General features: G+C 61.9%; 13 protein-coding genes and 1 riboswitch. Of the genes, 5 read left to right on the top strand and 8 right to left on the bottom strand.

What is annotated here, in order from left to right:
* Nucleotides 1-1,248, top strand: coding sequence for a dihydrolipoamide acetyltransferase family protein (locus tag ATY77_RS31095; RefSeq protein WP_088690266.1), 1,248 nt, complete (start codon nt 1-3; stop codon nt 1,246-1,248).
* Between the two features lie 3 nt (nt 1,249-1,251).
* Nucleotides 1,252-2,649 (top strand): dihydrolipoyl dehydrogenase, encoded by a 1,398-nt coding sequence (gene lpdA, locus ATY77_RS31090; protein WP_088690265.1) that lies wholly within the window; start codon nt 1,252-1,254, stop codon nt 2,647-2,649.
* 57 nt (nt 2,650-2,706) lie between these two features.
* On the opposite strand, the gene ATY77_RS31085 is transcribed toward lpdA, so the two are convergent.
* From ATY77_RS31085 to ATY77_RS31060, 6 genes are all read right to left on the bottom strand, one after another.
* On the bottom strand, nt 2,707-3,321 hold the full coding sequence (locus ATY77_RS31085; RefSeq protein ID WP_088690264.1) for a thiamine phosphate synthase: 615 nt from the start codon (nt 3,319-3,321) through the stop codon (nt 2,707-2,709).
* Entirely contained in the window at nt 3,318-4,091 is a 774-nt protein-coding gene (locus ATY77_RS31080; RefSeq protein ID WP_088690263.1) for a thiazole synthase, read from the bottom strand. Before ATY77_RS31080 ends, ATY77_RS31085 begins: the two co-directional genes overlap by 4 nt.
* 1 nt (nt 4,092) lies before the next feature.
* Nucleotides 4,093-4,290: a sulfur carrier protein ThiS gene (gene thiS / locus ATY77_RS31075; protein WP_088690262.1), complete on the bottom strand. Its 198-nt coding sequence runs from the start codon at nt 4,288-4,290 to the stop codon at nt 4,093-4,095.
* Nucleotides 4,281-5,261, bottom strand: a complete 981-nt coding sequence (gene thiO, locus ATY77_RS31070) for a glycine oxidase ThiO (RefSeq protein ID WP_088690261.1) — start codon at nt 5,259-5,261, stop codon at nt 4,281-4,283. The genes thiS and thiO overlap by 10 nt, the downstream gene beginning before the upstream one ends.
* Before the next feature lies 1 nt (nt 5,262).
* On the bottom strand, nt 5,263-7,107 hold the full coding sequence (gene thiC / locus ATY77_RS31065; protein WP_088690260.1) for a phosphomethylpyrimidine synthase ThiC: 1,845 nt from the start codon (nt 7,105-7,107) through the stop codon (nt 5,263-5,265).
* Nucleotides 7,108-7,199: 92 nt separating this feature from the next.
* Nucleotides 7,200-7,331: riboswitch (TPP riboswitch) on the bottom strand.
* Between the two features lie 127 nt (nt 7,332-7,458).
* Nucleotides 7,459-8,502 (bottom strand): class I SAM-dependent methyltransferase, encoded by a 1,044-nt coding sequence (locus ATY77_RS31060; protein WP_088690472.1) that lies wholly within the window; start codon nt 8,500-8,502, stop codon nt 7,459-7,461.
* A gap of 259 nt (nt 8,503-8,761) precedes the next feature.
* On the opposite strand from ATY77_RS31060, the gene ATY77_RS31055 reads away from it, so the two are divergent.
* Nucleotides 8,762-10,768 carry an EAL domain-containing protein gene (locus tag ATY77_RS31055; protein WP_190237720.1) on the top strand — a complete coding sequence of 669 codons (2,007 nt, stop codon included), beginning with the start codon at nt 8,762-8,764 and terminating at the stop codon, nt 10,766-10,768.
* A 110-nt stretch (nt 10,769-10,878) separates the two neighbouring features.
* On the opposite strand, the gene ATY77_RS31050 is transcribed toward ATY77_RS31055, so the two are convergent.
* A complete protein-coding gene (locus ATY77_RS31050) occupies nt 10,879-12,972 on the bottom strand; it encodes an ATP-binding protein (RefSeq protein ID WP_088690258.1) in 2,094 nt (697 codons plus the stop codon).
* Nucleotides 12,969-13,709 carry a response regulator transcription factor gene (locus tag ATY77_RS31045; RefSeq protein ID WP_088690471.1) on the bottom strand — a complete coding sequence of 247 codons (741 nt, stop codon included), beginning with the start codon at nt 13,707-13,709 and terminating at the stop codon, nt 12,969-12,971. The genes ATY77_RS31050 and ATY77_RS31045 overlap by 4 nt, the downstream gene beginning before the upstream one ends.
* 216 nt (nt 13,710-13,925) lie before the next feature.
* Here ATY77_RS31045 and ATY77_RS31040 point away from each other — a divergent pair, with 216 nt between their 5' ends.
* Both ATY77_RS31040 and ATY77_RS31035 read left to right on the top strand, forming a co-directional pair.
* Nucleotides 13,926-14,948, top strand: a complete 1,023-nt coding sequence (locus tag ATY77_RS31040) for an ABC transporter substrate-binding protein (RefSeq protein ID WP_088690257.1) — start codon at nt 13,926-13,928, stop codon at nt 14,946-14,948.
* Nucleotides 14,949-15,065: 117 nt separating this feature from the next.
* Nucleotides 15,066-16,094: an ABC transporter substrate-binding protein gene (locus ATY77_RS31035; RefSeq protein ID WP_088690256.1), complete on the top strand. Its 1,029-nt coding sequence runs from the start codon at nt 15,066-15,068 to the stop codon at nt 16,092-16,094.
* Nucleotides 16,095-16,101 lie beyond the last annotated feature (7 nt).

Below are 16,101 nucleotides of genomic sequence, written 5' to 3'. Positions count from 1 at the left end.
ATGGGTGAATTCATCATCAAGATGCCCGATGTCGGGGAAGGGGTCGCCGAGGCCGAGCTTGTGGAATGGCACGTGAAGGCAGGCGATCCGGTCCGCGAGGACATGGTGATCGCCGCCGTCATGACCGACAAGGCGACGGTGGAAATTCCGTCTCCCGTCAACGGCACCGTCATCTGGCTCGCCGGCGAGATTGGTGACCGTATCGCGGTCAAGGCGCCGCTGGTGCGGATCGAGACGACGGGCGATGCCGGCGACGCTCCGCCCGTGCAGATCTCACAGGCGCCGGTTGCCGAACCGGTCAAGGTCGAAGCAGCACGGCCGTCTCCGGCTGCTGTGACTGCGACGGCTCCCCCGGCTCCCGCGCCGCCTCCGGCCGAAAGGCCGCTCGCGGCTCCCTCGGTGCGGCTCTTCGCCAGGGAAAGCGGCGTCGATCTCCGGCAGGTGCAGGGAAGCGGACCGGCCGGGCGTATCCTGCGAGAGGATGTCGAGCAATTCCTGGCCCAGGGAGCAGCGCCCGCAACGGCAAAGAATGGTCTCGCCAGAAAGACCGCGATCGAGGAGATCAAGCTGACTGGCCTGCGGCGCCGCATCGCCGAGAAGATGGTGCTGTCCACCTCGCGCATTCCCCACATCACCTATGTGGAGGAAGTCGATATGACGGCGTTCGAGGAACTGCGCGCCACCATGAACGGCGACCGCAGGGAAGGTCATCCGAAGCTGACGGTTCTGCCCTTCCTGATGCGGGCCCTGGTCAAGGCGATTTCCGAGCAACCCGAGGTCAACGCCACCTTTGACGACGATGCCGGCATCATCACGCGTTATAGTGCCGTACATATCGGCATCGCCACGCAGACACCGGCCGGGCTGACCGTGCCCGTTGTGCGGCATGCGGAAGCGCGCGGCATCTGGGATTGTGCGGCCGAGATGAACCGTCTGGCGGAAGCGGCGCGTTCGGGCACGGCAACGCGTGATGAACTTTCCGGCTCGACCATCACCATCAGCTCGCTCGGCGCACTCGGCGGCATCGTCTCGACGCCCGTCATCAATCATCCTGAGGTCGCGATCATCGGCGTCAACAAGATCGCCACGCGTCCGGTCTGGGACGGGACGCAATTCGTGCCGCGCAAGATGATGAACCTCTCCTCGAGCTTCGACCACCGCATCATCGACGGCTGGGACGCGGCGACCTTCGTGCAGCGCATCCGTACGCTCCTCGAAACCCCGGCGCTCATTTTCATCGAAGGCTGATCCATGAAAGAAATTCTCTGCAAGCTCCTCGTCATCGGCGCCGGTCCGGGCGGTTATGTCTGCGCCATCCGCGCCGGCCAGCTCGGCATCGATACCGTCGTCGTCGAAGCCGGCAAGCCCGGCGGCACCTGCCTGACGGTCGGCTGCATTCCCTCCAAGGCCTTGATCCATGCGGCCGAGGAGTTCGACGCCACGCAGAAGATGCTTGCCGGCAAGAACCCGATGGGGATCCGTGTCGAAGGCGCCTCGATCGATCTTGGCAGGACGATCGCCTGGAAGGACGGTATCGTCGGCCGGCTGACGGGCGGCGTCTCCGGGCTGTTGCAGAAGGCGCGGGTCAAGATCGTCCACGGCCGCGCCCACTTTCGCGACGGCAAGACCGTGGAGGTCGAGACGGAAACCGGCCAGCAGATCATCCGCGCCGAGACCGTGGTGATCGCCACCGGCTCCGATCCGGTGGAGCTTGCCAGCCTGCCATTCGGCGGCCGCGTCATTTCCTCGACCGAGGCGCTGTCGCTGACGGAGCTACCCAAGAATCTCGTGGTGGTCGGCGGCGGTTATATCGGGCTGGAACTCGGCACGGCCTTCTCCAAGATGGGATCTGATGTGACGGTCGTCGAGGCGACACAACAGGTGCTGCCGCTCTATGACGCCGAACTGGTGCGGCCCGTGATGCGCAAGCTCACCGAAAGCGGTATCCGGGTGCTGACGGGTGCGAAGGCCATGGGTCTTGCCGACAACGGCGAGGCATTGCTCATCGAAACCTCCGATGGCCGGCGGGAGACCCTGCCGGCCGACCGCATCCTCGTCACCGTCGGCCGCCGCCCGCGGACGGCGGGTTCCGGTCTCGAAGAACTCGATCTCGACCGCGCCGGCCCCTATCTCAGGATCGACGATCGCTGCCGCACATCCATGCGGGGTATATATGCGATCGGCGACGTGACCGGCGAACCGATGCTGGCCCATCGGGCCATGGCGCAAGGGGAGATGGTGGCCGAGATCATCGCCGGCAGGAAGCGGGCCTGGGACAAGCGCTGCATCCCCGCCATCTGCTTCACCGATCCCGAAATCGTCAGCGCCGGCCTCTCGCCGGCGGAGGCAAGGGCGCAAGGCTATGAAATCCGCACCGGCCAGTTTCCGTTCAGCGCCAATGGACGGGCGATGACGATGCTGTCCGAAGAGGGCTTCGTGCGCGTCGTCGCCCGCGCCGACACCAATCTCGTTCTCGGCCTGCAGGCAGTGGGGGCGGGTGTCTCCGAACTCTCGGCGGCCTTCGCCATGGCGATCGAGATGGGCGCACGTCTGGAAGACATCGCCGGCACCATCCACGCACATCCGACCCGCAGCGAGGCGATCATGGAGGCGGCGGCGAAAGCTTTAGGAAGCGCGCTGCATATCTGACATACATCACTGGCTTTAGGGTTGATGCGCAGCCTTTCTAGAGAGGCAGGTTCTTCCTCAGCCTTCCCCGCGGAACGCACGCGTTGCCGCAATCCACTCCAGAGTTCGCCGCTCGGGATCGGAATTGCGCGTGATGTCGGTGACGACGGCAGCGCTATCGGCCCCGTTTTCGAACACACCGGCGATGCGCTCCACGTTCAGCCCACCAATGGCGACGAGGGGCAGCGGGCCGATGCGGCTTTTCCAGTTGCGCAGCCGATCGAGGCCCTGCGGCGCCCAGGGCATGACCTTTAGGATGGTGGGATAGATCGGACCGAGCGCGATATAGTCTGGCTGAGCTGCAAGCGCGACGTCCAATTCCGCCTCGTCATGGGTGGAAAGCCCCAATTTCAGGCCGGTCTTGCGGATCGCGGCAAGATCGGCGGCGGCCAGATCCTCCTGGCCGAGGTGGATGAAATCGCAGCCTTCCTCGATGGCAAGCCGCCAGTGGTCATTGACGATCAGCTGGCAGCCATGCGCCTCGCAGACTGCTTTTGCCGCTCGGATTTCCGCGCGTATGTCCTCCAGCGCGCGTTCCTTGACGCGCAATTGCACGAGTTTGACGCCCAGCGGAACCAGCCTTTTGATCCAGGCGGCGCTGTCGACGATCAGATAGAAAGGATCGAGCGTCATGCGAAAACCGCCTTTCCGATCACCGGCGTCGAGGGAACCGCCATGTCGCGCGGCTCCAGCATGCCGGCGCCGAATGCCTGCCTGCCGGCATCGATCGCTTTGGCGAAGGCTTCCGCCATGGCGGCGGGATCGCCCGCTCCGGCAACTGCGGTGTTGAGCAGGACCGCGTCGAAACCCAATTCCATCACGGTCGTTGCATGCGACGGCCGCCCGATCCCCGCATCGACGATCAGCGGTACACCGGGAAAATGCGCCCGCATGGATCGAAGCGCGGAAAGATTGAGCGGCCCCGCCGCCGTTCCGATCGGTGCGCACCAAGGCATCAGCACCTTGCATCCCGCCTCCAGCAGGCGCTCGGCCACCACCAGATCGTCGGTCGTATAGGGAAAGACCTCGAAACCTTCGCCACAAAGAATCCGGGCGGCCTCGACGAGCCCGAATACGTCAGGCTGCAGCGTGTCGTGGTTGCCGATCACCTCCAGCTTGATCCAATTGGTCTGAAACACATCGCGCGCCATCTTGGCCGTCAGCACCGCCTCGGAGACGCCATGACAGCCGGCGGTATTGGGGAGCACGCGCACCCCGAGCGCGCGGATCATGTCGAAGAAGACGTTGCCGCTGCGCCCGCCGACAGCTTCACGCCGCAGCGACACGGTGACGATGTCCGTTCCGGATCGCTTGACGGCGTCGGCGAGGACCGCCGGGGAAGGGTAGCGCGCAGTGCCGAGAAGAAGCCGCGATCCGATCTGGTTTCCATAGAGATCAAGCATGTCAGCCTCCCTGCATCGGGGTCAGGATCTCGACCCGGTCATTGTCGTTGAGAGCGTGATCGTCGCGGTCCTCGCGAGGAACGAGCTCGCCATTGACCGCGGTTGCCAGCCATTCTCCCTCGTAGTCGAGTGCGGTGAGAAGCTGCGAAAGGGTGGTTGCGGCGATTGTCTGGGGTTCGCCATTGATGATCAGACGCATTGGGAGCTCCTTTGCTTCGTCCGTCCGGAAAAGACGAGATCGGCGGCTTTTGCCGCCATTGTGGGCGCCAGGAGAAAACCGTGGCGATAAAGGCCGTTGACGACGACGGCATTGCCTTGCCGCATCACCCGGGGGAGGTTGTCGGGGAAGGCCGGGCGAATGCCGGCTCCGGTTTCGACAAGGGTCGCGTCAGCAAAGGCTGGATGCAGCGTGTAAGCCGCGTTCAGCAATTCCATCAGCGAGCGTGCGGTGATCGGCCCGCCGAAATCGCTCTCGATCATGGTCGCGCCGACCATGAAGAGGCCGCCGCCGCGAGGCACGACATAGACGGGGATGCGGGGGTGAAGCAGGCGGACGGGCCGTGAAAGCTCTATTTCATCGCTGTGCAGATAAAGCATTTCGCCTCGCACGCCGCGCAGATCGTCAAGCTGGCCAATGCGCGCAGCACCCGTACAGTCGACGATATCGGAGAAATAGTGTTCCTCCGGAGCTTCACCTGCGAAGACGACGCCCTGCGCCGACAGTTTGTCTTTCAGGGCGACGAGTGTTTGCCTGGGATCGAGATGCGCTTCCTGAGGGAAAAACAGGCCATGCCGGAACCGGCCGGCGAGAGCCGGCTCGAGCAGGGCGATGTCTTCCTCTTCCACCCATCGATAGTTGCTCGTCCGCCCGGCAAAGCGCTTCAGCTCCCCATGGTCACGCGCCGGCGCGACCACCAGTGTCCCGTTGCGGACGACGTGGCCGGGCAGGATCGCCTCCCAGCGGTCGGCCGCCTGCGCCCCAAGCCGGACCACGGCCTCGTCGGCGCTTTCACGCTCGCACCACGGCGCCAGCATGCCGCCGGCGAGCCATGACGCGGCCCGGTCGAAATTCGCATGCGGGTCGACGATGCTGACCTCGGCGCCGCGGGCCTGCAGTTCGTGCGCAACGAGGAGCCCTGAGATGCCGGCCCCTTTGACGAGGACGTGCATCTCAGGCTCCCGTGGTCTCGATCGGAGAAGGCCCCTCGATCGAAGAGACGGCAACATAAAGGTCGCCGCCTTCGCGGTAGCGGGCGGCCATGGCCTCCAGACCCTCCTTCTGCGCTTCCGACCGGATATCGTGCGATATCCGCATCGAGCAGAATTTCGGGCCGCACATCGAACAGAAATGGGCGACCTTGTGCGCTTCCTTCGGAAGCGTCTCGTCGTGGAAGGAGCGGGCCGTCTCGGGATCGAGCGAAAGATTGAACTGGTCTTCCCAGCGGAATTCGAAACGGGCGCGCGACAGCGCATCGTCGCGGATGCGCGCCGCGGGATGGCCCTTGGCGAGATCGGCGGCATGGGCGGCAATCTTGTAGGTAATGACGCCTGTTTTGACGTCGTTGCGGTCAGGCAGGCCGAGATGCTCCTTCGGCGTGACGTAGCAGAGCATGGCCGTGCCGAACCAGCCGATCATCGCCGCGCCGATCCCCGAGGTGATGTGATCGTAGCCCGGCGCGATGTCGGTCGTCAGCGGGCCGAGCGTATAGAAGGGGGCCTCGCCGCAGACGGCGAGCTGCTTGACCATGTTTTCCTTGATCTTGTGCATCGGCACATGGCCCGGCCCCTCGATCATGACCTGGCAATCCTTGGCCCAGGCGATCTTCGTCAGCTCGCCGAGCGTTTCGAGTTCGGCAAATTGCGCCGCGTCGTTGGCGTCGGCGATCGAGCCGGGGCGCAGTCCATCGCCGAGCGAGAAGGAGACGTCATAGGCGCGGCAGATGTCGCAGATTTCCTCGAAATGCTCGTAGAGGAAGCTCTCGCGATGATGGTGCAAACACCATTTGGCCATGATCGAACCGCCGCGCGAGACGATGCCTGTGACGCGGTTGACGGTCAGCGGGATGTAATGCAGCCGCACGCCGGCATGGATAGTGAAATAGTCGACGCCCTGTTCGGCCTGTTCGATCAGCGTGTCGCGATAGATCTCCCAGGTGAGGTTTTCGGCGATGCCTTCGACCTTTTCCAGCGCCTGGTAAAGCGGCACGGTGCCGATCGGCAGCGGTGAGTTGCGGATGATCCATTCACGGATATTGTGGATGTTGCGGCCGGTCGAAAGGTCCATGACGGTGTCGGCGCCCCAGCGGGCGGCCCAGACCATCTTCTCGACCTCTTCAGCCATTGACGAGGTCACCGCCGAATTGCCGATATTGGCGTTGATCTTCACCAGGAAATTCCGGCCGATGATCATCGGTTCCGATTCCGGATGATTGATATTGGCCGGAATAATGGCCCGGCCGGCGGCGACTTCCTGGCGCACGAATTCCGGCGTCACGTGATCGGGAATATGGGCGCCGAAGCTCTCGCCATCGCGAAGCATCGCGCCGGCCTGGGCTTTGCGGCCGAGATTTTCGCGGGTGGCGATGAATTCCATCTCCGGAGTGATGATCCCGGCGCGCGCGTAAGCCAGCTGCGTCACCGCCTTGCCGTCCTTGGCCCGCAACGGCTGCCGTTTTGCCGGAAATTCCGGCGTCAGCCGCTCGCCGCTGGCAAAGCCGTTATCCTCGGGACGGATGCTGCGGCCCTCATAGGGCTCGACGTCGCCGCGGGCGAGCACCCAGTCGCGGCGCAGCGCGGCAAGACCTTGCTCGATACGGATATCGGCGCCTTCGATCGTGTAGGGACCGGAGGAATCATAGACGGTTACCGGCGGCTCGCCCGAGGTCGGATGGAGGCTGATCTGGCGCATCGGGACCTGAACGTCGGCATGGATCTCTCCCGCGACGTGGATCTTGCGCGATGACGGCAGGGCGCCGGTGGTGACGGTTGGGGTGAGGTTCTTTGCGGCAATGGTCATGGTTTGAGGCTCCAAAGTGCAGTTGGAGACCCAGTCAGTCAGCCGGAATGATGAAAAGACGCCGGCATGGATTCCACGCGTGAATCCGCAGCCTTCGAGCGCTTGCACCGTCCCTACGCCAGTATGAACTGGATCAGGTTCAACGGGTCACTGCGCCACAACAGGCAAAGCCTTATTGTCCAGCAGTATCTCAGCCCCTTGCCGGGACTCCCCTGGTGAATGCTGCGGAGGCTACGTCCTCGATCCAGTTCATGTCAACCCTGGAGCTGAAAGTAACCCGATCGCCACGCACGAGTGGCGACGCCGCCGGGCTGGGCGCGTCGGTTTTGTGAGCGCCCAGCCCGTCGAAGCCTACGACAGCTTTTTTATCGTGCTGTAGATGATGTTGCGGTTGGCGCCGAACCAGACCGTCTTATCAACCGTGTTTTCCGGCGCACTACCATTGGCAATACGCCACATATCGGCCTCGGAACGCTGGAGGAGCTCCCAGTTCATGTAGGATTCCATGTATCCGTCATCGGCCATCTCGTCGGAGAAGTTGGCAAATAGAAAGACGCCGCCCGGCTTCAGCATTTCCATGCAAATCTGTGTCAGTCGGATTGCGACTTTATCGGTGAGGTAATCGTACAATCCTGCTGCGTAAATGAGATCGAAGGTGCCAATCTGATGCTTTCGCGCCAGCAAGCCGCGCACGGATCCATTGATAGGCTCGACCGAAGTTCCATGGAATTGGCTCGAGATCGAGCCGATACTGTGGGGATCCTGATCAAGAGCAACCCAGCGTTTAAGGTTGCCTTCTGCAAGTGCTTTTGATTCCTCCGCTTCGCGAAGGTGACCGGCGGCGATGGCGAGGACCTCGGTATCCCGGCCTATTCGTGTAGCGGTCTCATCGACGTAGCGGGTCAGGGTTTCGCGACGCTCCCTTACGGCTACCGGGCCGGGAGCGTTTATCGTGTATTCGAAGATGTTGAGACCGAGAAGGGTCGATCTGGCCACTTCTTCGGTCACCGCCGGATGCCCATAAATAAAGTCTATGAGACTGGCATCACCGGAGTAGCCGCGAGGTTTTTCAAAGGACCAACGAGTGAACGGGCATTGCTGCAGAATCTCTGCCGAGGGATGGGCCTGAATAATCGGAATGAGCTTCTGCCACACAACAGCGCCGAATTTATGCCGGATGTCGTGGAGCTGACCAATCAACCACCTGACTGCGTCAGACAGGCCTTTGCCCGCGGCGAATCGCTGCATGGCAATGTTGATGACGATTGCAAACTCAGCCTCCGCAATTCGCAGGCGGTCTGTTTCATTATCCTTGCCAGGTGAGAGAAGCGTATTGCTGACGGACTGCGGTGTAATCAAGCTTTGGCCATCAAGGGAAAAAAGCGGCTGAACCAAGGAAACCTCGTCGGTAAATAGAGATTTAATAGATTGCATAAAATCCTTACCATTTTCATGAAGGTCAAGCGCAAAGGTTGGCGGCAGCGTCCCCGTGCACGTCCTGGCTTTAGAAAGTATTAGTGAACCCAAGAGATACTCCGCCCGCTTGGGGATCGTTTCGGGCGTTATCGGTTGATGTGGGGTCTGTGTAGGGCTATCCAGCTTCAGCGAGCGGTCTGTGTAGGACAACTGCTGCAAGATGTTGGGTGGCAGGGGCATGATGCACGTGTTAGCCGAGACCGCAGTCGCCGCCACGCGGCCGACACTGTCGTCAGAACAGTTGCGTCGCATTTATAAGCAGGAGAGCGAGAGCGGCCGAAAGAGCGCGACGCGCAAGGGCCTCTGGATAGCCGTGGCTGCTTACCTTGCCTACTCTTTCACGGACTATCTTTTTATCGGTGATGTCGTTCAGTACACAATTGCTGGCCGGTTGGCGGTCGGCGTCACTGCGCTCTGCCTGCTGGAACTCTTACTCTACCGCAAAGCAAAGGCCGACACGGTCGACATGGCCGCGGCGGTGTCCGTGCTGGCAGCTTATCTTGTCTGGCTTCTGACCGGCCAGATGACCACGGTCAGGGACGCTTTCTCATATTATATGGTTTTTGGCGCGATCTTTATGATGAGCGTCAACTTGTTCTTCAGTTTCCGTTTTCCGGTTGCTCTTGCCGCCTCCGCAACGAACGTGCTCATCTTCATCGGCGCCCTCTATCTGTTCGTGCCTATGGTGCTTCTGCACAAGCTGATCCTCGGCGCCTTCTGCATGTCCTGCTTTATTTTTACCTCCTACGTGAACCTTCAGCTCAATCGAGAGCGCTACAAAGTGTTCCTCAATGCTCTTGAAGCTGGTTTGCAGCAAGCTGCTGCCGATGAAAGGGGCAAGGCTCTTTTGCACCTCTCGAATACGGACTCGTTGACCGGCCTGGAAAATCGCCGGGCAATCGATCAACGTCTGCGTGATCATTGGCAACGCTGGCAGGACCAGAGGGCGCCCTTTGCCGTCCTGCTTATCGATGTGGATCATTTCAAGCGCTATAATGACTGCTACGGCCATCAAGAGGGTGACCGGTGCCTTGTAGCGGTCTCCCAGCTTCTCCAAAACGTGGCCTTGTCCCATGACGCGATCATCGGGCGATATGGCGGCGAGGAATTCATCGTCATCACACCGATGCCGAACCCGGAAAGAGCGGCGGAGCTCGCGGAAGCAATGTGTGCTGCCGTTCGAGCGCTGGCTTGGCCGCACGAGCACAGGCGAGACGGGACCACCGTCATCACCGTAAGTGTAGGCGTCTCCTATACGCGGGACCAGACCAAGCAGGTCGACAAGGTCATTCATGAAGCCGATCGGGCGCTTTATGCCGCCAAGGCGACGGGCCGCAACACCCTGCGGGTCTTCGATCCTGAAGACCCGCTGAGCAGCGATGACAGCGAGGATATAGCTGCGACCCTGAAGATCGCGGTTGAACACGACCTTGTCTCCCTCGTCTATCAGCCGATCCGCAACGTTCAGACAGGCAAGATGGATGCCGTCGAAGCTTTGATGCGTCTGAGGATGTTGGACGGAACGGCGGTATCCCCCGCCACTTTTATCCCAGTCGCGGAAAGGACTGGGTCGATCATCGAACTGGGGCGGTGGGCGATTCGCACTGTTTGCCGAGACCTGTTGGCGACCGGCGTGGTGCAAGTGGCAAGCGTCAACGTTTCGCCGATTGAACTCAAGATGCCAGGTTTCGCCAGCTATGTCGCAGCGACACTGGCTGAATTCGACGTCACGGGCGCTCGGCTCGCTTTCGAAATTACCGAAGGGGTGGAGCTGGAAATCGACCAGGATGTGGTTCGTTGCATCAGCGACCTGAGAAAGCTGGGCGCTCAAGTCTGGCTCGACGACTTTGGCACGGGGTTCGCAGGGCTCTCTTGGCTTCGCCTCATAGAATTCGACACCATCAAGATCGATCGGTCCTTCCTCCATGACTGCGACACCGAAAGAGGCAAGAGGATGTTGCTTGACATCATCAGCCTGCTGCGCAATCGCGGCGTGAGGATCCTCATTGAAGGCGTGGAGACTATTGAACATCAGCGGCTGATGCAGCAGTACGGAATCAACCAGCTTCAGGGATATTACATTGGCCGCCCCGCGCCGGCAGCTCAGTTTGAAACTGACAACGTGCTACCGTTCGGCATGGTCAGGAACTTTGATTCCAAACGTCTATTTGGGAATGGCGCATAGGTTCAGATCCTATCAAGGCGGCATAGGCGGATCGGCATTTTCGAGATTGAGACAGCAAATCTGTCCTGATCGAGCGATTCGATCCCTGACGAGCTGACGCGGAACCCAGTTCACGCCGGAAACAGGAGTTCGACGACCGTTCCCTTGCCCGGCGCCGAGGCAATGCGAGCGTCGCCGCCGCTTTGGCGGACGAAGCCGTAGACCATGGCCAGGCCGAGACCTGCGCCGCCTTCCGCATCGCGGGTCGTAAAATAGGGTTCGAAGGCCTTGTCGACGGCCTCGGGCGTCATGCCGATGCCGTCGTCCGTCACGCTGACGATCACACCGGCCTCGCTGCGGGAGCAGCGGATGAGGATCGTTCCGCCCCCCGGCATGGCCGCGGAGGCGTTGAGGCAGAGATTGAGGATAGATTGTTCGAAGAGCGCCGTGTCGATGAGGACGGTGGGCAGGTCGTCGGATATTTCGAAGACAAGCCGGCATTTTTCGCCGATGGCGATTTCCAGCACGTCGCCCATGCCGCGCAGCACCGAGCCGAGCTCTGTCTCGCCAGGGTGGATCGGTTGTTGGCTGCCGATGGAAAGCATACTGCCGGCCAGCGACCTGCCGCGGTCGGCAGCCTTGCGGATGCGGGCGAGGTGCCGCTTTTGCCGGTCATTGAAGCCGGTTTCCCGCTCCAGCAGGCCGAGGCTGCCGGTGATGATGCCGATCATGTTGCCCACCTCATGGCTCACCTGATGGGTCATGCGCATGATGCCGTCGAGGCGCTGGATCTTTGCTGCCTCCGCCTCCTGCCGGTCCATATCGGTGATATCGCGCGCCAGCAGCACGATCCCGCCGTCGGGTTGGCGCGAGAGCGACACTTCCGTCACCCGCCCGGCATCGGAGCGGTGGCGCAGCACCGACCGGTCGGCGAGCAGGCCGGTGTCGTTCTCGGCCGGCAGGAGTGCCGGATCGATCTCCGGCAGCGGCGTCACGAAACTGCGGAGCGGCAATTTCCTGGCTGAACCAGACCAGCCGACCAGCTCGATGACACGGCGGTTCATGGTGATCGGCCGGCCGCGCGGATCGAACAGCGCGATGCCCTCGTTCATGCTGCGGAAGGTGGAGCGGATGGTGCGGGCGGCGGCCTCCGCCGTGCGCCGCAGCCGCGTCACGCGCTCGACGCTCTCGCGGAATGCGCGGAAAGCTTCGAGCAGGCGCACCAACTCGGTTTCGGTGCCGTCATAGCGCGGCGCATCGACATCTTTGCGCCCTTCCGCCAGTGCGTTCATGCCGTTCGAAAGCGCGACGATGCCGCGAGAGACGCGCATGACGGAGCGGATGGATAGGATGGCCATTGCCAGCACCAGCAGCGAGGCGACGGCGACTATGACGAGGATGCGGCTCAAAGCGTCGGAGGTCGAGGCGAGGTCGTCGCTGAGGCTGCGGGCCACGGCCTCGCTTTGCGTTTCCGTCGCGTGCGACAGATCACGCGAGACATCATGAAGACGTGAGACGGCGGCGCGGATGGCGAACATTTCGAGGAGATAGCGCGTCTGCGCCTCGAAGACCCGTTCGTACGGCGCAAGTTCGGTCGCAGAAATTCGGACGTCCGGCGCGGCGCGTTCGAGTCGCGGAGCGGTTTCGGAGACATAGCGTCGGCGCAATTCGCCCAGCTGGAAGAGGCTATCCGAATTGGAGGCGGATTGAACGATGGCGTTCAGCCGAATGCGGAAATTTGCATCCGCTACGCGGCTGCCGGTCGCGATCTCACCGAGCGCTGCCGCAGCCTCTGCCTTCTGCTGCTGGGCGGAATCCGCATCACCTGCAAGCGCTGTTGTCTGCGTGCGGATCGTTTCCAGGAGCTCGATTATGCGGCTGCTCGCAAAACCGTTCACCACGGCCTCGTCGTTTTCCGGCCGCATGGCGTGCAGCAGCGTATCGACCTGCATCACGACCGAGCGGCTTTCGGTGGAGACACGGTAGGGCGAGGTCGCATTCATTAGGAAGGGTGCGCTGGAGACGAGATCGGAAACCTGGCGAGAGACCAGCGAGGCCTTGGCGAGACTCGAGAACGCCTGCAGACCGTAGGCTGTCATCTCTTGGCGCGCCCGCTGCAAGCCGTAGACGGCAATGGTCGCCAGGCTGAAGACGAGAACGCAGATAAAGACGATAGCGAAGGGCAGGCGAAAGGCGATGGAGGAGAGGAACGGACGGCTGATCACGATACGATCTCGCCCTCGTCGGTGTCGAGAACATAGCCCTTGCCGCGGCGCGTCTTGATATGGCGCGGCAGGTCCGGATTGCGCTCGATCTTGCGACGCAGACGCAGCACGAGCACATCGACATTGCGGTCGATAAAGCGCTCGCTTTCGGCGCCCAGGCGGTCGAGGATATGGGCGCGGCTGACAGGTGCGTTGGGCGTTTCGGCGAGGATTTCGAGCAGCGCGAACTCGGCGCTCGTGAGCGATTTGGCGGGGTCGGTGCGGCAGATGGCGCGGCGGCTCTTGAGATCCACCGACCAGTCGCCGAGCTTCAGGGATGCGGGTTCGTGCTCCCGCTCGCCTTCCCGCTCGGGCTTCAGCGAGGGGATTGTCCGGCGCAGCACGGCTTTGATGCGGGCTGTCAATTCGATGGGCTCGAAGGGTTTGACGACATAGTCGTCGGCCGCCGTTTCGAGCCCGAGCACCCGGTCCGCGGCGCTGCCGGCAGCCGTCACCATGACGATGCCGATGTTGGTCCGCGCGCGCAAGCGCTGCGCGAAGGTGCGGCCGGAGGTGCCGGGCAGGTTATGGTCGACGAGCACGAGATGCACGGTTTCGCGCGAAAGCACCAGCGCAGCGTCCTCCGCCGAGCGCGCAGTAAGCGGCGTCCAACCCTCCGCCTCCACGAGGTCGGAGATAAGCTCCGACATGTCTGGATCGTCCTCGACGATCAGAATGCTTATCCTCTCATTCAACACATGCACGTCCTCCCGCATCCATTATAGGCAGGGCCGTCACGATCTTCAAAGCGGGCTCGTGTTATGCGCCTTTGTCACATTTGTAACTTTTGTCATTTTCGCGATGACGATTCCGCTCCGGCTGTAAGAACCGTAACCATTCTCAGGTTGCGCTAGGCGGCAGATCTGACATCCTGACTGCGGAGATTGGGACGCAAGGTCCAATGGGAGGAAATCGTGAGAGGCATCATGGCTTTCAGCGCGATGGCGGCTTTGTGGCTGGCGGGCGCCGGTACCGGCGCAGCTGCCCCGTCACTCACCGTTCTGTGCGGTGTGGACGAGATGTGGTGCGCCGCGATGAAGACGGCGTATGAGGCGAAGACCGGCCTCGAAATCTCGATGACCCGCAAGAGCACCGGCGATATCCTCAATCAGATCCGTGCGGAGAAAGCGGCACCTGCCGTCGACGTCTGGTGGGGCGGCACGGGCGACACGCATCTGCAGGCCGGTTCCGAAAATCTTCTCGAACCTTACCAGCCGGCCCATGAGCGCGACATGCTGCCCTGGGCACAGAACTTCTTCGCCATGTCCGGTGGCCGCTCGGCTGGCATCTATGCCGGGGCGCTCGGCTTTGCCTACAATGCCGATCTGCTGCGTGAGCTGAAGCTGCCGGCGCCGAGCTGCTGGAAGGATCTGACGGACAATGCCTATCGCGGCCGCATACAGAGCGGCAATCCGAATTCGTCCGGGACAGCCTTCACCACGCTTGCGACGCTGGTGCAGCTCTTCGGCGAGGATGAGGCTTTCCGTTATCTCGCTGCGCTCAACCGCAATATCGAACGTTACACCCCATCGGGATCTGCGCCTATCAAGGCGGCGGCGCGCGGAGAAACGCTGATCGGCATTTCCTTCATGCATGATGCCGTCACACAGAAGCAAGCGGGCTCTCCTCTCGTCATCGTCGCCCCCTGCGAGGGAACCGGCTACGAGATCGGCGCCGTGAGCATCGTCAAAGGCGCCAAGAACATCGAAGAAGCAAAGCGCTTCGTCGATTTCGCGCTGAGCCCGGAAGGGCAGGGTACGGGTGCAGCGTCCGGCCAGAACCAGGTGCCATCCAACGCGAAATCCACCCTGCCGCTGGCAGCCCCTGATATTTCGATGATCAAGATGGTGGATTATGACTTCGCCACCTTCGGCTCGCCGGAAGAACGAAGCCGATTGCTCCACAGGTTCGATGCGGAAATCGCCGCAACGAACTGATCGAGCCCTTTAAGCAAAACGCAATCCGAAACCATGAACGCGCCGCCGCGGGCAGCCGATGGCCCCGCTGTGTCCTGTTCATGCGAAGAATCAACCAAGGCAACAGGAGGATGCCCGATGAAACTCAAGACCCTTACCCTCATGCTCTTCGCCGGCTCGGCGCTCGGTGCGCTGCCCGCACAGGCGGCTGGCGAATTGAATCTCATCTGCTCGGCAGACGTCGTCATCTGCGAGCAGATGAAGGGCGATTTCGAGAAGGCGCATAACGACATCAAGGTGAACATGGTTCGCCTCTCGTCCGGCGAGACCTATGCCAAGGTGCGCGCCGAGGCGCGCAACCCGAAGACCGACATCTGGTGGGCCGGCACGGGCGACCCCCATCTTCAGGCGGCGTCGGAAAATCTGACGCTGGAATATAAGTCGCCGAAGCTCGATGAACTCAACGACTGGGCGAAGAAGCAGGCTGAAAGCTCCGGCTACAAGACGGTCGGCGTCTATGCCGGCGCGCTCGGCTGGGGCTACAACACGGAAATCTTCAAAACCAAGGGTTACAAGGAGCCGGTCTGCTGGGCCGACCTTCTGGCGCCGGAATTGAAGGGCGAAATCCAGATCGCCAACCCGAATTCTTCCGGCACGGCCTACACCGCGCTCGCCTCTCTCGTGCAGATCATGGGCGAGGACCAGGCCTTCGACTACCTGAAGAAGCTGAACGGCAACATCTCGCAATATACCAAGTCTGGCTCGGCCCCCGTCAAGGCGGCTGCACGCGGCGAGACGGCGCTCGGCATCGTCTTCGTGCACGACGCGGTGGCGCAGACGGCGGAAGGCTTTCCGGTCAAGTCGATCACGCCGTGCGAAGGCACCGGCTATGAGATCGGCTCCATGTCCATCATCAAAGGCGCGCGCAACCTCGACAATGCGAAGACCTGGTACGACTGGGCGCTGACGGCAGAGGTCCAGTCCCGCATGAAGGATGCCAAATCCTTCCAGCTGCCTTCCAACAAGAGTGCGACCATCCCGAAGGAGGCGCCGCGCTTCGAGGACATCAAGCTGATCGACTACGACTTCAAGACCTATGGCGACCCGGCAAAGCGCAAGGAACTGCTGGAACGATGGGATCGCGAGATCGGCGCCGCCGCTAACTGATGTCCTG

Origin of the sequence: Rhizobium sp. R634, from assembly GCF_002211305.1 — a bacterium.
Lineage (GTDB): Bacteria > Pseudomonadota > Alphaproteobacteria > Rhizobiales > Rhizobiaceae > Rhizobium.
The sequence above is the reverse complement of the archived record's forward strand: the minus strand, read 5'-3'. Positions and strand labels throughout refer to the sequence as shown.

Coding starts and splice junctions, on each gene's coding strand:
- ATY77_RS31095 (WP_088690266.1), top strand. CDS start 1: ATGGGTGAATTCATCATCAAGATGCCCGATGTCGGGGAAGGGGTCGCC.
- lpdA (WP_088690265.1), top strand. CDS start 1,252: ATGAAAGAAATTCTCTGCAAGCTCCTCGTCATCGGCGCCGGTCCGGGC.
- ATY77_RS31085 (WP_088690264.1), bottom strand. CDS start 3,321: ATGACGCTCGATCCTTTCTATCTGATCGTCGACAGCGCCGCCTGGATC.
- ATY77_RS31080 (WP_088690263.1), bottom strand. CDS start 4,091: ATGCTTGATCTCTATGGAAACCAGATCGGATCGCGGCTTCTTCTCGGC.
- thiS (WP_088690262.1), bottom strand. CDS start 4,290: ATGCGTCTGATCATCAATGGCGAACCCCAGACAATCGCCGCAACCACC.
- thiO (WP_088690261.1), bottom strand. CDS start 5,261: ATGCACGTCCTCGTCAAAGGGGCCGGCATCTCAGGGCTCCTCGTTGCG.
- thiC (WP_088690260.1), bottom strand. CDS start 7,107: ATGACCATTGCCGCAAAGAACCTCACCCCAACCGTCACCACCGGCGCC.
- ATY77_RS31055 (WP_190237720.1), top strand. CDS start 8,762: ATGATGCACGTGTTAGCCGAGACCGCAGTCGCCGCCACGCGGCCGACA.
- ATY77_RS31035 (WP_088690256.1), top strand. CDS start 15,066: ATGAAACTCAAGACCCTTACCCTCATGCTCTTCGCCGGCTCGGCGCTC.